Consider the following 14,484-nt stretch of genomic DNA (forward strand, 5'->3'; position numbering starts at 1 on the left):
CGCGCACGGTTTTGCTGGACACTTCAGCCGCCATGCCTGCTGCCGCGATCCGGCTGGATTGCGGCCGGCGGTATGGCGCGCGCCGCGGCGTTTTCCGCAGCACTCTTCGAGCCCGCCTCACCTCATGAACGATCGGTCACAGCAGCTCTCCGTGCGCGAAAAGATCGGCTACAGCCTGGGCGACCTGGCGGCCAATCTGATCTTCCAGACGCTGGTCACCTTCCTGGCGTTCTTCTACACCGATGTGTTCCGCATCCCGGCGAGCGCGGCGGCCGCGTTGATCTTCGTAGTCGGCCTGCTCGGCGCGTTCGTGTTCACGCCCATCATCGGCATCTTGGCCGATCGCACCCGTACCCGCTGGGGCAAGTTCCGTCCGTGGATCCTGTGGACCGCGCTGCCCTTCGGCGCATTGTCGCTGGCGGCATTCAACACGCCCGATCTCGGCGAGCACGGCAAGATCACCTACGCGTTCGCCACCTACACCTTGCTGATGCTGGTCTACGTGGCCAACAACCTGCCCTATTCGGCATTGAGCGGCGTGCTCACCGGCAGCATGGAGCAGCGCAACAGCCTGTCTGCTTATCGTTTTCTGGCGGTGACCTTTGCGCAGTTCATCATCCAGGTGTTGCTGCTGCCGCTGGTGCTGATCCTGGGCAATGGCGACAAGGCGCAAGGCTTTCGCAACACCATGGCGCTGTTCGCCGCGGTCGGCACGCTGTGCTTTCTGATCACCTTCTTCACCACGCGCGAGCGCGTGCTGCCAATCACCGAACACCGCAGCAGCGTGCGCCAGGACCTGACCGACCTGGTGCGCAACAAACCCTGGCTGGTGATGCTGGCACTCACCATCCTGGTGTTCATCAATCTCGCCATGAAGGGCGGGATGTACATCTACTACTTCAAGTACTACCTCGACGCCGGTGCGCTGACCCACTTTCTCGACGCCACCGGCTTCAACCGCTTCATCGCTGCCATCAACAGCGTGCTGACCGGCGCCGGCATGAGCGCCTTGCAATGGCCGCAGGACGCACCGACCTCGGCCTTCAGCGTGTTCAGTGCCGGCGGCATCCTGGCGATGATCGTGGGCATCGGCTTTTCCAAGCGCCTGGCGGATCGCTACGGCAAGCGCAACGTCTTCGGCGGCGCGCTACTGATTTCCACGCTGTTTTTGCTGGCGTTCTACGTGTATCCGCCGGATGCGATTGGCTGGGTATTCGCCTCCTACGTGCTGCACGGATTTTTCTACGGCATCACCATCCCGCTGCTGTGGGCGATGATCGCCGACGTGGCCGACTACTCGGAGTGGAAGAACCACCGCCGCGCCACCGCGATCATCTTTTCGGCGATGTTGTGCGGCCTGAAGATCGGCCTGAGCGTGGGCGGCGCGCTGGTCGCCGGCATCCTGGCGTTTTACGGCTATGACGCAGCACTGCCCCAGCAAAGCGCGGCGGTCACCGACGGCATCCGTCTGGCCATCAGCGTGTATGCCTCCCTCCCGTTCCTGCTCGGCACCGCGCTGCTGGCGCTATACGAAATCGACAAACCGCTGGAAACCCGCATCGAACACGAGCTGGGCGTGCGCCGCCAGGCCGCCCCATCCGTTTCGCCATGATCTCTCTCTCCCACCTCATGCACAGGTACGCGCATGTCCGATGAACTGGAAGCCGCTGCACTGCAGGCGCTGACGCGCACCGCCATTTCCGCACCGCTGGTCACCCACCTCTACACCGCCGACCCGTCTGCGCATGTGTTCGACGGCGCGTTGTATATCTATCCCTCGCACGACATCGATTCCGGCGTGGCCTTCAGCGACGACGGCTCGCATTTCGACATGGCCGACTACCACGTGTTCCGCATGGCGCATCCCGATGCAGCGGTCGAGGACCTGGGCCAAGTGCTGCATGTGCGCGACGTGCCCTGGGCACAGCGCCAGATGTGGGCACCGGATGCGGCGCAACGCAACGGCAAGACCTACCTGTATTTCCCGGCCAAGCGCGCCGACGGCATCTTCCAGATCGGCGTTGCGGTAGGCGACCAACCGCAAGGCCCGTTCGTCGCCGAACCCGAGCCCATCGCCGGCACCTACTCGATCGACCCGGCCGTCTTCGCCGACGACGATGGCACGCATTACCTGTATTTCGGCGGCATCTGGGGCGGCCAACTGCAGCACTACCGCAACAACGCCTATGCGGATACGCATCAGGAGCCGGTAGGCGACGCGCCCGCACTCGGCCCCCGCGTGGCGCGCCTACACGACAGCATGACCGAACTGGCCGAGCCCACCCGCGAGATCGTCATCCTCGACGAACACGGCGCCCCACTCCGCGCCGACGACCACGCCCGCCGCTTCTTCGAAGGCCCCTGGGTCCATCGTCACGCCGGCCGGTATTACCTGTCGTATTCCACCGGCGACACCCACCGGATCTGCTACGCCACCAGCGATTCACCCTATGGCCCATTCGTCTACCAAGGCGTGCTACTCGCACCGGTGGTCGGCTGGACCACGCATCACTCCATTTGCGCCTTTGACGACCAGTGGTATCTGTTCTATCACGACGCCAGCCTGTCGCAAGGCCAGACGCATCTGCGCAGCATCAAGATGACCCCGCTGCAGCACGACGCCGATGGCAAGATCGCGACAATTTATCCGTACGGGGAGGCGGCGGCGTCGCCTTGGTGATGAAGTACAGTTCCGAAATACGCGTACAGCGCAACAAAAGCATCTGCATTCGATAAGTGTTTTGCCTTCGACGAACATTACTTGGCGTCGAAGCACGGAATACGGCACCTACTGCGCAAGCGCTAAGGCGCCAATTGCTTTCGCCTTGACTCCGCTGTGCCCGCGCAGCACACTCGGCGACGGAGCGTAGCAACTCCACAGGTAGCGGTGCCCACCCCCGCAAAACGGTGGTTTTTTGTGCCTGACGTTCGGAGCACATGCTCGGCATCTCCACGCCGGGAGGGCGGCGAATACAACACCCGCAAGGGGAATAAGCCCGCCGGCTATCTGCGGTTGCTAACCTCCCGGCATCCCGCCGCGTCGTGCGGCGGGAGCCTGTCCGGAGAGTCGAGCATGCACCAGTCTCTATTCGGGTACTACCTGCTGCCGGAAGACGCGCAGCTTCGGCTACTACAGATGCGTGATCACTTGAAATTGTTGGTAGCGCTTACGCGCCCACGGCATAAGACTTCTCTAGATGCTGATGAGGTGCCAGTTTCACTGGACGCATTGTCATTTTACTTCCAACTCCTATCGGAGCAGCTTGACGAAATATTGAAGCGGACTCAACAACCTGATCACTGGTGACTTTGTGTATCATGTTTTTTAGATCTTAAAAATTAAATTTCGCCGTCCGATTGCAAAATATCGCTATGGAGAACTATCGCCGTGGATGAGTTGCTCGAAAACATTGAAGATGTTGAAGAAAAAGAAGATTCGGTCGAATACAAGTTCGATTTAACGTTCTACGGGGCAGATTACCCGGTGGACGGATTAGTAAGCCGCCTTAAAAAGAACGATGTTGTCGTCCCTTCATTTGATCCAGCCAATAATATGGCATTTGACGTGGAGGCATTTCAGCGTAAGTTTGTATGGACTAAGCTGCAATGCGATCGGTTCGTCGAATCATTACTTTTAGGACTTCCAGTTCCTGGAATTTTTTTAGTTCAGCAATCAGATAAGAGGCTCCTTGTTCTCGATGGCCAGCAGCGGCTACTCACGCTACTTGCTTTTTATGAGGGGACTATTAATAAAAAAGAATTTTCCCTTGATGTCACACAGGATCAATTTAGGGGAAAAACTTACAAGACGCTTAATGATGATCAGCGGCGAACCCTGGACGATGCGATTATACACGCTACAGTTATAAAAAAAACACAGGAGTCACAAGATCTTTCAAGCATATACTCTCTTTTTGAGAGATTGAATTCTGGTGGAACGCGGCTATCTCCTCACGAAATCCGGGTAGCCCTAGCTCCTGGGAAATTAATGCAGCTTGTAAGAAGCCTCAATGAAAATGGCTCATGGCGCGGCGCATTTGGAAAACCATCCAAGAATCTTAAAGATCATGAATTAATTTTAAGGTTCATTGCACTTTATTTTTCGCCTAATGCTTACCAAAGCCCCATGAAAGATTTTCTTACAAACTACGCGATATACAATCAGGACTTAACGAATAACTCGGCAGCAGAAATAAGCTCCGCGTTTGAAAGCGCTATAGACATAATCGTTAAAGCTGTAGGACCAAAACCGTTCCGCTTGACAACCGCCTTGAATGCAGCAGTCTTTGATTCCGTAATGGTTGGAATAGCGAAAAGACTTGCAGACGGAACACCAGGAGACCCACAAAAATTAAAATCTTCCTATGAAACCTTAATCAAAGATAAAGATTATGTAAACGCAGTTAGCAAAGCGACAGCGCGCGAGGACCAAGTAGAAGCGAGAGTTAAATTAGCCGAAGCTGCGTTTAGGGATATCTAAAGATGAAACGTCAGACGTCTGATAAGGATTCATTAGATGCGACTTTTGAGCGAGCGAATAGGATAGATCCATCTGAGCTTGAGCTAAGAGCGGATTTTGCTCGCCACCTATGCGTTCTAGTCTCGGGATTTCTAGATCAGTCGATAAAGCGATTTACTACTGAGTATGTCGAAAAACGAGCCTCGCCTACAGTGGCCCGCTACGTCAACCAGAGCATAACAAACTTAACTAATCTCAAATCGTCTAAGTTAGTAAATCATCTGTGCTCTATCGACGAAAGCTGGAAATCAGCATTAGATATCTTAGTCGCGGAAGAGCGAAAAGACGCGATTGATAGCTTGGTCACGCTTCGCCATGGAATTGCGCATGGTAAGCCGGGAGACGTGACTCTCGCGCGAGTTGCAAACTACTATAAAGAAATAATCAAAGTGATTGACGGCATACGGGATCTAATGCGCAAAGAGACTTGAGCATACGTAGGTTAGTTGCCGTTATCCCCTCAAATTTGACAAACAACAACACGTTAGAATACTGGACGGGCAAGGCTGTTTAGTTAAGTGTTGGAAACAAGCATTGACTCAACTGCAGAAAGCGTAAGCGAAGAGCTCGATTCTTGGCATATGCGTCTCTCCTGACTGCCGTCGTTGCGGTCGGTCTTCTATCGACTGCGCAGCGTGCTAAGGCTCAAGAAGCCCGCTTTATGCACAAATAAGCGTACGGTTGCACGCGGCCATGAAGTCATTAAAACGGTAGTGCTCGGTCAGTGGTTTTAAGGTGATCCTTACGTCGGTGCCATGCTTCACGGGATGTGCATCCAGGCACACGGTTGCTACGTAGGTTTATGGAACTGTTCGCTTATCGAGGTTGCCATGCGGAAAGGTTCGATGTTGCTCTTATTGACGCTCGCCGTTTACGGGAGCGCAAGCGCGAACGAGCCGCGTCCTGCGCTGCCCCGCGCAGACTACGTGGACGTGCCGCGCTTCATGGGCGATTGGTATGTGATCGCGCATATTCCGACCCGGCCGGAGCGCAAGGCCTATGACGCGGTGGAGAGCTATGCGCTGCGGCCGGACGGCCGCATCCAGACCACCTTCATATTTCGCAAGGGCAGCTTTCAGGCGCCGCTCAAGTCCATGCATCCGGTCGGCCAGGTAGCAAAGGAGGGCAATGGCGCACTGTGGAGCATGCAGTTCCTCTGGCCGTTCAAGGCCGAGTATGTAATCGCCTGGCGCGATGCAGATTATGCGCAGACCATCGTGGCACGCAGCAAGCGTGATTACGTCTGGTACATGGCGCGCACCCCGCAGGTTTCAGAGGCCGACTATCAACAGGCCGTTCAACGTATTGCCGCAATGGGTTACGACGTCTCGCAGCTGCGACGTGTGCCGCAGTCAGCACGCTGATGCGGAAGCGTTTTCCATCGCACCGGCGTTACCAACGCCATCCGTATCTCTTCTTTCGTTCTTCATGGACTGGCTTATCGTCAAGGATGTCGTACTTTCGGTAGCCTCGTCCGTAAATCCCCCAGTGGACGAAGAGATAGCCGATGGGCACCAGAACTCCTAACCACAAGACCGACGAAAGCGGAGCTGCCCCGACGACGATTCGATAGATCAAGATGCTGCCGCCGCCCCATAAGCAAAGCGCCACGCCGAAGCAGGACACGCGCCTTATCAGAAGCCAGATGCCAGCGAATAATCGCTCGACCTTGCTGGGCGGCTTGTCGCGTCGGGATTGAAAGTAGTATTGCACGCCGAAGAGCGCGGCTACAAAAGCAAAGGGAACCAATATATCCATCAGGCAACTTTATTCGGTCAGCGTGTCCATCCATTAGGAAGTCGGCATCTGACCTTGTTCTTTCCCGGTCAATGTACGTAGCGCGTTTTCAGTTGTCTTGTGCTTCCACCACAACCGCGGTGCCATAACAAAGCACTTCAGTCAGCCCTGCCATTAACTCGGTCGCGTCATACCGAACAGCGATGATGCCGTTCGCGCCCAGCTGCCTGGCATGCTGCACCATGTCGCGATACGTTTCCGATCGCGCCTGCTCGCACAGTTCGGTGTAGATGGTGATGTTGCCGCCGAACAGTGTCTGCAGACTGCCGAAGAAATTGCCCACGATGGAGCGCGACCTCACGGTGATGCCGCGCACCAAGCCCAGGTTGCGCACGATCCGGTAACCCGGCAGTTCCAGTGCGGTGGTCACCATGGTGTCGTTGAGCGACGAGATCGATGTATGGACCGGCGAAGAATCGTATGGATTTGTCACGAACGCCTCTCTCGACAGGATGAAAACGCGCTTGCCGTCTATGCCGGAGGCATGCAGGCGTGGGGAAGCTGCAACCGCTGCGTTCTACTGCTCCGAAAATCCCCAGCCATCGTTATAGCCGCCCAACGGCGTGGCCTGTGACGCCAGCTCCTCTTCGAACGCAACGATGGCCTTGTACGTCGGCACCATGGTCGGGTACACGGTGACGTCCATGGGGAAGGCGGTGTTTTCCGGGTAATGACGACAGCACACCTTTTGCTCGCAGCGGAGCATGGCTACCGAGAACTCCAGTGCCGATTCCTTGGTGGGGAAGACCACCGAAAAATCGATCTCCCTGGGTTTGGTCAGGTCCACTCCCTGCTGGGCGATGTGCCACAGGGTGTCGCCGTTGTCGTCTTTGGGATATAGAACAGGATCTCTCTGCATGGCGCTCTCTTGAAGGTGGTGGCTAGGGCAACCCATGACGTCGGCATCTGCGCCGCGCATCGGCAGACGGGGTGCGACACGTACCAGCAAGCCCCATGATGAGACGCCAGGATGCGCTTGCAGCTGATGGATCACCGACACGCTGGGGCAGGGCCGACGGTGGCGAGGCTGGCGCCCACCCTGCAACGCGCGGGCGTCAACGACACTGCTAATGCTCCGGGGGAATGGCTCCCTCCCGGCTACCGGTTGGATCGGCGACGCGCCGCAGGAAATCGTCCAGCATCAATGTGCGGCACTGGGCCAGCGGCATACGGTCGCGCTGGGCGAACATACGCGAGGCATGCTCAAACAGGTCGGCCAGCAGTTCGCCAAAATCCTCTGCCCCGCCGCCCAGACTGCTGTCGATGCTGACGTGCAGTTGCTCGTGCGCGGCCCATAGCCGCAGGATCTCGAACGCATCCGGGTCGGCCAGTGCATCAGGCGGGATGATCAACTCTGCTTTGTGCATGGCGTGCCTTCTCCCAGGCGTTGAACCGTGCGTCGAGACACTGCCGGCAGCAACGGCGCTGCCGGGTGGCGTTTGCGCTCGTTGCGCCTCACTGTACCCAGATCAGGTTCATCAACTGCGGATCGGCGGTCACCTTGACCAGCTTGCCGCTGGGACCGAACTGCACCTGGTACTCGGAGAAGCTGTCGCGCCAGTAGCGCCACAGCGAGGCTTCCAGGTTGGGGTTCTCGCTGCTGATCGGGTAGCCGACCGCCATCAGCACCTGCTCGCGGGTCATGCCGCCGGTGAGCTTGCCGTCCACGATGGCCTGGCGGATCTTGGGCGGGAAGGTGGCGAGCTTGAGCTTGGGGTCGGCGGTGACGACATAGCGGGCGGCGAAAGCGGTGTTGTCCAGGTCGCGGCTGTAGTCGTTGCCGATGGACTGCTTTTCGCCGGCGATCTTGAGGTTGACGCGGTTGCGGCCAAAGCCGGTGACGCTGACCGGGGTGCCCACCGGGAGCACGCGCTTGCCGTCTTCGGCGTAGTTGCTGTCGCTGATCCAGCTACCGTCGGTGCGCAGGTTGCAGCACAAAAAGCCGTCGTACTTGGCGACTTCGGCGGCGCTGGCCAGGTTGGCGGCGGTGAGCAGGCCCAGGGCCAGCAGGGACGAATGCAGACGCATCGTAAGACTCCTTTCTCGACGGCCGTAGCCGCGCGGCATGATGGAATGAGGTGCGCCGCCGTTTCCCCGGGGGCGCGCGGGCATTGTCGCAGCCTGCGGCCGCTTGGCAAGCACGGGTGACGCGCGTCGCCGCAGGTTGTGTATGCTCGGGGCGTGGACACCCTCTTACCCGCCGAGATCGTCGAGCAGATCGCCGAGTTGCGACGCGCCCACCGCGCGTTGGACGAGGAGATCCAGCGCATGCCTGCAAATCTGGAAGACGAGCTGCAGATGAAGCGGTTGAAGAAGCGCAAGCTGCAGATCAAGGACTGCATCATCCGGCTGGAAATGGAGCTGGTGCCCGACGAGCCGGCATAAGGCCGCCTTGCGCTTGGGTCTGGTTGCTTGCATGCGTGCGCTTGGCGGAGTGACCGCCTGACCCCGTGCGGGGATGCCCGACTGAACTGCGGTATGCAGGCGTGCGCCGTCGGCAGGGTAACGGCATGGACCCAATGGGGGCGCTGCCTTGCGGCTGTGGCGGGCTGGTTGGCGCCTGGCGATGCACGACGTGCGTTTGTTTGAGCGACGCTGCGTTTCCCCCTTCCGCCCTTCGGGCACCTTCCCCCGCAGGCGGGAGAAGGGAGGACTATTGGACTACCGTGTGCGGGTGCGCAGCCGGCGCGCAACAGGATCTTGCCGCCGCCTTGGTTGGCGCCTGGCGATACACGACGTGCGTCTGTTGGGCGACGCCGCTTTCCCCCATCCGCCCTTCGGGCACCTTCCCCCGCAAGCGGGAGAAGGGAGGACCATTGGACTACCGTGTGCGGGTGCTCAGCCGGCGCGCAACAGGATCTTGCCGCCGCGTCCCGGCTCGGCGCTGGCGGCGGCTGCCTTGGCGGCATCGGCCAGGTCGAACACGGCCTCCACCGGCAGTGCCAGCGTACCGTCGACAGCGGCCTTGAGCAGTTCGCCGATCATGCGGCGCTTGTCCTCGGGTTTGGTGGCCTGCATGACCTTGCTGCCCCAGAAGCCGCGGACCGTCGCCTGCTTGAAGATGACATCGCCGCTGGAAATCTGCAGCGGTTCGCCGGTCATCGAGCCGAAGGAAATCAGCTCGCCGCCTTCGGCCAGCAGGCCCATCAGCTCGCCTGCCGCCTTGCCGGCGACCGAGTCGATGGCGCGCACGATGGGCGCGTCGCCGGCCAGCGCGCGAACGGTGTCTTGCCAACCGTCCTGCGCAGTCGACACCGCGTTCCCGATGCCCAGCGCCTTCAGTTCATCCACGCCGGCGTCGCGACGCACCAGATTGATCACGTTGATGCCGCGCGCCGCAGCGAGCATGGCGACCGTCTTGCCGACCGCGCCGTTGGCGGTGTTCTGCACGATCCAGTCGCCTTTTTCGACCTGCAAAAACTCGATCAACATCAACGCGCTCAGCGGCATGGCGATCAGCTGGCAGCCGCGATCGTCGTCTAGTGCGTCGGGCAGCGGGACAACGCCGCTTGCATCGGCGAGAAAGAACTCCGCCCAGCTTTCGTGCACGCCGGCCGCGACCACGCGCTGGCCAACCTGCAGGCCTTCAACGCCTTCGCCGAGTGCGTCGATCACGCCGGCCGCTTCGCTGCCGCCGATCGCCGGGAGTTCGGGCTTGTAGCCGTAGTTGCCGCGCACCGTCCACAGGTCGTGATTGTGGATTGGCGAACGCCGCATGGCGATACGGACCTGGCCCTTGCCAGGCTGCGGTGTGGGGCGTTCTGCGAGTTCAAGCACCTCGGCCGGGTCGCCGAACTGGGTGTGGATGGCTGCGCGCATGAAAGTCTCCTGCCGGGCACGCCCATCAGTGCAACGCGCCCGATCACTATGAAAGGTAGCGCGATGCTAGCGGCACGGCTGCAAGAGAGGGATGAAGCGGACAGAACCGTTGTGTGAAGTTGATGAGACTTGTGCAGCGCGCCGGCGGTGAATCTGGTTGAGGGCGGAGCTGGGTCATTTGCTTGCTGACCGGCCCTCATCCGCCCTTCGGGCGCCTTCTCCCGGAGTGAGAAGGGAGCGTCGTCGGCGTCGGGCAGCGCCGCTTTGCTGCCCTGCTGCCCTGCTGCCCTGCTGCCCTGCTGCCCTGCCGCCGCCCCGCTGCAACGCCGTGTTACTCAGCCGGTGGCAGCACCACATCCGGCTTGACCGCTTCGGGGCTCACCCGCTCGATGGTGTGGCGCAGCTCGCGGCCCAGGATGAACTTGGCGTCCTTGGCCCAGGCATCCAGGCGCTCGTCGAACACCAGCTTGCTGTTCTCGTCCGGCCACACCAGACGCAGCTCACGCAGTTTCTGGATGAAGCTGCGGAACAGCGTCTTGTCGAAGAATTCCGGCGCGGCCGGTGCGTACAACAGGCTCAGGCGCTGTGCGGCCTGTTGGCACAGGCTTTCCAGTTCACCGGCACCGAGCACGCCGGGGCCGTTCTTCACCAGCACCGAGATGGCGATGTAATAGCGCTCGAAGGCCTGTTGCAGCGAATGACCGATCGCACGCAGGCGGAACACTTCATCGGTCTGCCCGGTGTTGCGCGCCAGGATGCCGCCGTCGTCGTCGGTGACATTGAGCAGCAGGCCTTCGCGCACGAACATGTCGATGGTCTGTTCGATGCGCTCGGCAAAGCGGTCTTCGCTCCACGGCAGGAACAGCTCCGCCTGCAGGAACGGGTACACCGTGCGACCCAGCCGCAACAGCCCGGCGCGGCTCATGCGGCGGTTGTTCTGGAAGCAGCACGCCACCCACGAGGAGGCGGTAAACAGGTGCAGCACGTTGTTGCGGAAGTAGCTCAGCAACACCGCGGTGTCGCCGCTGACGCTCAGCACATCGCCCAGCGGATGCGACACGCGCGTGAGCACGTTGATCTCTTCGGCGTGGGTGATGATGCGCGCCGGGGTGTGCGGGGTGACGGTAACGCGGTCCGAGTACGGCATTTCGGCCAGCAGCTTCTTGCACAACTCGATCTGGGCGATCAGGTCGGCCTCGCCCATCGCGTGCTTGGGCGTGGACAGCAGCGCCAGCGCCAGCAGGTTGATCGGGTTGACGTCGGCGGCGCAGTTGATGCGGGTCTGGATCTGGGTGGACAGCGTGTCCACCGCCGGTGCCAGCCAGGTGGGTTTTTCGTCTTCCGGCAGCGGCTGGCCGTCCCAATCGGGCGCGTGCTTGGCCAGCACGTCGTTGAGCGCGATCGGCTCGCCGAAGTTCACCACTACCTGGCCGTAGTTCTGCTTGAGCACCTTGGGGATGGACCACAGCAGGCCCCAGATGGATTCCTTTTCCTTGGGCCGGCCGGTGAGTTCGTCCAGGTAGCTGTTGCCTTCCATCAACTTTTCGTAGCCGATGTACACCGGCTGGAACAGCACCGGCTTGCGCGGCTGGCGCAGATACGCGCGCAGCGTCATCGCGATCATGCCGCCCTTGGGCTGCAGCAACCGCCCGGTGCGCGAACGCCCGCCTTCGACGAAGTATTCGATGGAATAGCCGCCGGCCACCAGCTGCGCGACGTATTCGCTGAGCACTGCCGAATACAGCGCGTTGCCCTTGATCGAGCGGCGGATGAAGAACGCACCGCCCTTGCGCAGCAGCGTGCCGACCACCGGCAGGTTGAGGTTGATGCCGGCCACGATGTGCGGCGGCACGATGCCGCGTTCGTACAGCAGGTAGCTCAGCAGCAGGTAGTCCATGTGGCTGCGGTGGCTGGGCACGTAGACCACTTCGTGCCCGGGCGCGGCCTGCTTGAGCTTGTCCAGGTGATGCACCAGCACGCCGGCGTAGATGCGGTTCCATACGTGGGTGAGCAGGAAGCTGGCCGAACGCACCACCGGGCTGGAATAGTCGGCGGCGATTTCCCACGCATAGGCATGCGCCTTGCGCCAGGCATCGACCGGCTTGGAGTTGTCGCGCTTGGCCTGGGTGGCGATGGCCTCGCGCACCGAATCGGCGGCCAGCACCTGGTCCACCAGCAGGCGGCGGGTGGACAGGTCCGGCCCGATCACCGCCTCGCGGATGCGCCGGAAGTGCGTGCGCAATACGCGCTGCAGCTTGCGCAAGGTGCGCTCGGGCGGCAGCCCTTCCGCCATGGTCTGGCGCAGCGAGATCGGCGGGGCGAAGCGCACGATGGTGGTACGGCCGTTGAGCAGCACCGACAGCAGGCGGCGGAAGCGGCCGACCAGCGCCCAGTTTTCCGAGAACAGCACCGCGAACCAGCCGCTCTGCTTGTCCGGCGCGCGGCCGACGAAGATCGACACCGGCACCAGATGCACGTCCAGGTCGGCGCGCACGCGGTGCGCCTGCAGCAACTTGGCCAGCGAGTCGGAATGGGTCTTGCCGCCGCGCTGTTCGGGGATCAGCGAATTACTGCTGCTGCGACGCGACAACGCCAGGTAGGCGCGCTTGCGCTCCAGCGGGTCGCCCGGCAGCGGCAACAGTGGCGACGGCAGGCCGACTTCGCGGCAGGCCTTGTCCAGGATCAGCGCGTTGGACAGGCCGTAGTCTTCCAGCACGTACACCACCGGGCGGCCATCGTCGTAGCGGCCGGGTTGATCCGGCTCGATGGTCAGGCTCAGCCAGGGGTCGGCCAGCCGGCCGAGCAAGCGCGCCCACCACGGGCGCTTGGCGCTACGGGCAGCGGCAACGCCGGGCGCGATCGCCGGCGCGACCTCCGCAGGCAGCGGCGCGGCAACCGGTAACGCCGCCTGGGCAGCGGGGTCGGCGGCAGCGTTGGAGGGAGCGGGCTGGCCGTCAGGAAACGGCAGGGGATTCTGTTCTGGCATCACGGGCATTATCGCCCAGCCGGGCGTTGCCCGGTGTCGGCGGGCGTGGCGGGCGGGACCGCCGGGGTATCGGACGCCGGCGCGGCGCCCGGCAAGGCCGTTGCCGGTGCCGGTGCCGGCGCGGCACTGAGTACGGCCTGCACCTCGTCCTGGGTCTGCTGCTGGTACCAATGGCCATCGTGCTTGATCAGCGCAACGCTCAGATCGATGTCGTGGGCAGCCAACGGATAGCGCAGCCGGACCTGGGCGGTATCGGCGTCCTGCTTGATCAAGCCGGTGCGCAGTGCGTCCAGGCTGCTGTCGATCGACAGGCCGTAACGCTCCAGCACCTTCTTGCAGGTTTCCCAAAACGGCCCGAGCCGGCGCAGGCTTTCTTCCATGCCCAGCTGCTGCAGGTCGGCGTCGGAGGTAATGCCGGTGGCACGCGCGGCGGTCACCAGATCGGCGATGCTGGCCTTGGCACGCGGGCGGTCGGCCAGCGGCGCGGTGGCGGCCCAGGCGCTGAGCGCATCGACCAGCTGCACATAGTGGGCCCGCTGCTCGGGCTGGTAGTCGTTGCGACTGCGCAGGTACTGCACGCCGAACTGGCCCAGCGATTGCGCGGCCTGGGCAATGCCCCGCGACTGCCCGGCCAGCTGCGCATCGAAGGCCTGCTGCAGGCGGCGCTCGGCGTCCGGGACCGACAGCGACCCCAGCAAGGCGCCCACCTCGTTGGGCAGCGGCAACTCGGTCAACGGCCACCGGCTGGCCCCGCTGCGCCAGGCTGCTTCCAGTTGCGTGTACTGCGCGGGGGTAACCCGGATGCGCGCATAGGCAACCAGGTCGTTACGCCGCAGCGGAAGGGTCATCGACTGCATCGCGGCGGCCGGCTCGGCCTTGGCGCCGGGCAACGGCGCGGCGGTGTCGGTGCGCTGGCAGCCGCCCACGCACAGCGCCGCCAGCAGCCCCCACGCAATGAACTGGAACCGGCCGGCGCGGACGGTAGATGGCGACATGCGCACGCTGTTCCCCTGATCGATCGGCGCATCTTGCTGTCTGAATGCACCGGCGGCAAGGCGCGCTTCACACCGTGCGCCATGGTATGGGCCAAAGATGTTACGTTTTCGTCGCTACCCAGGCGTTGTCAGTCGGTGTCTGCCGTTGACGCGCGTTGTCTCGCCGGACAAATTTGTCCACTCACCAGGTCGCAGCCCTTGTCCCAGCGATGTTTGGCCCGATGCTGCATCGCATCATGTAAGCGCTTGCAGATCCTGCTAGCGTGCGCGCCATCTCGCTTCGAGGTCGCCATCGGATGGGGCCGATGACCTTCATGTGCCTGTGCGACACGAACGTTCTGCGCCCGCAGGCCGTGCGCCCTGCCCGG

Annotated in this window: 14 protein-coding genes; 6 read left to right on the plus strand and 8 right to left on the minus strand. The window is 61.7% G+C overall.

Features of this window, described 5'->3' with window-relative positions; all coding sequences use genetic code 11:
• The first annotated feature begins 124 nt into the window (after nt 1-124).
• The 5 genes from RZV17_RS19640 (at nt 125) to RZV17_RS19660 (ending at nt 5,883) form a co-directional block, all read left to right on the plus strand.
• Complete coding sequence (locus RZV17_RS19640; protein ID WP_355605910.1) at nt 125-1,612, plus strand: MFS transporter; 1,488 nt, start codon at nt 125-127, stop codon at nt 1,610-1,612.
• A 33-nt stretch (nt 1,613-1,645) separates the two neighbouring features.
• A complete protein-coding gene (locus tag RZV17_RS19645; RefSeq protein WP_355605913.1) occupies nt 1,646-2,680 on the plus strand; it encodes a glycoside hydrolase family 43 protein in 1,035 nt (344 codons plus the stop codon).
• 708 nt (nt 2,681-3,388) lie between these two features.
• Nucleotides 3,389-4,480, plus strand: a complete 1,092-nt coding sequence (locus tag RZV17_RS19650; RefSeq protein ID WP_355605916.1) for a DUF262 domain-containing protein — start codon at nt 3,389-3,391, stop codon at nt 4,478-4,480.
• A 2-nt stretch (nt 4,481-4,482) separates the two neighbouring features.
• A complete protein-coding gene (locus RZV17_RS19655) occupies nt 4,483-4,950 on the plus strand; it encodes a HEPN domain-containing protein (RefSeq protein WP_355605919.1) in 468 nt (155 codons plus the stop codon).
• A gap of 399 nt (nt 4,951-5,349) precedes the next feature.
• The gene (locus tag RZV17_RS19660; RefSeq protein WP_355609530.1) at nt 5,350-5,883 is read left to right on the plus strand and encodes a lipocalin family protein; all 534 of its coding nucleotides are present in this window, start codon (nt 5,350-5,352) and stop codon (nt 5,881-5,883) included.
• Between the two features lie 28 nt (nt 5,884-5,911).
• On the opposite strand, the gene RZV17_RS19665 is transcribed toward RZV17_RS19660, so the two are convergent.
• The 5 genes from RZV17_RS19665 to RZV17_RS19685 form a co-directional block, all read right to left on the minus strand.
• Entirely contained in the window at nt 5,912-6,277 is a 366-nt protein-coding gene (locus RZV17_RS19665) for a hypothetical protein (RefSeq protein WP_104581703.1), read from the minus strand.
• A gap of 88 nt (nt 6,278-6,365) precedes the next feature.
• Entirely contained in the window at nt 6,366-6,689 is a 324-nt protein-coding gene (locus tag RZV17_RS19670) for a YbjQ family protein (RefSeq protein WP_355605922.1), read from the minus strand.
• Nucleotides 6,690-6,833: 144 nt separating this feature from the next.
• Nucleotides 6,834-7,175 carry a ribonuclease E inhibitor RraB gene (locus tag RZV17_RS19675; protein ID WP_047694057.1) on the minus strand — a complete coding sequence of 114 codons (342 nt, stop codon included), beginning with the start codon at nt 7,173-7,175 and terminating at the stop codon, nt 6,834-6,836.
• Between the two features lie 208 nt (nt 7,176-7,383).
• Complete coding sequence (locus RZV17_RS19680; protein WP_355605926.1) at nt 7,384-7,668, minus strand: DUF5076 domain-containing protein; 285 nt, start codon at nt 7,666-7,668, stop codon at nt 7,384-7,386.
• A gap of 103 nt (nt 7,669-7,771) precedes the next feature.
• On the minus strand, nt 7,772-8,344 hold the full coding sequence (locus RZV17_RS19685) for a hypothetical protein (RefSeq protein ID WP_355605929.1): 573 nt from the start codon (nt 8,342-8,344) through the stop codon (nt 7,772-7,774).
• Nucleotides 8,345-8,497: 153 nt separating this feature from the next.
• Here RZV17_RS19685 and RZV17_RS19690 point away from each other — a divergent pair, with 153 nt between their 5' ends.
• Nucleotides 8,498-8,701 (plus strand): YdcH family protein, encoded by a 204-nt coding sequence (locus RZV17_RS19690; RefSeq protein ID WP_039408929.1) that lies wholly within the window; start codon nt 8,498-8,500, stop codon nt 8,699-8,701.
• Between the two features lie 453 nt (nt 8,702-9,154).
• Here the strand turns inward: RZV17_RS19690 and RZV17_RS19695 are convergent, their stop codons facing one another.
• The 3 genes from RZV17_RS19695 to RZV17_RS19705 all read right to left on the minus strand — a co-directional run bounded on the left by RZV17_RS19695 (nt 9,155) and on the right by RZV17_RS19705 (nt 14,116).
• A complete protein-coding gene (locus tag RZV17_RS19695) occupies nt 9,155-10,135 on the minus strand; it encodes a zinc-binding dehydrogenase (protein ID WP_355605932.1) in 981 nt (326 codons plus the stop codon).
• A gap of 331 nt (nt 10,136-10,466) precedes the next feature.
• Nucleotides 10,467-13,130, minus strand: coding sequence for a glycerol-3-phosphate 1-O-acyltransferase PlsB (gene plsB / locus RZV17_RS19700; RefSeq protein WP_355605935.1), 2,664 nt, complete (start codon nt 13,128-13,130; stop codon nt 10,467-10,469).
• Entirely contained in the window at nt 13,130-14,116 is a 987-nt protein-coding gene (locus RZV17_RS19705; RefSeq protein WP_355605938.1) for a hypothetical protein, read from the minus strand. Before RZV17_RS19705 ends, plsB begins: the two co-directional genes overlap by 1 nt.
• Nucleotides 14,117-14,484 lie beyond the last annotated feature (368 nt).

This window comes from Xanthomonas cannabis (genome assembly GCF_040616535.1).
Taxonomy (GTDB): Bacteria; Pseudomonadota; Gammaproteobacteria; order Xanthomonadales; family Xanthomonadaceae; genus Xanthomonas; species Xanthomonas cannabis.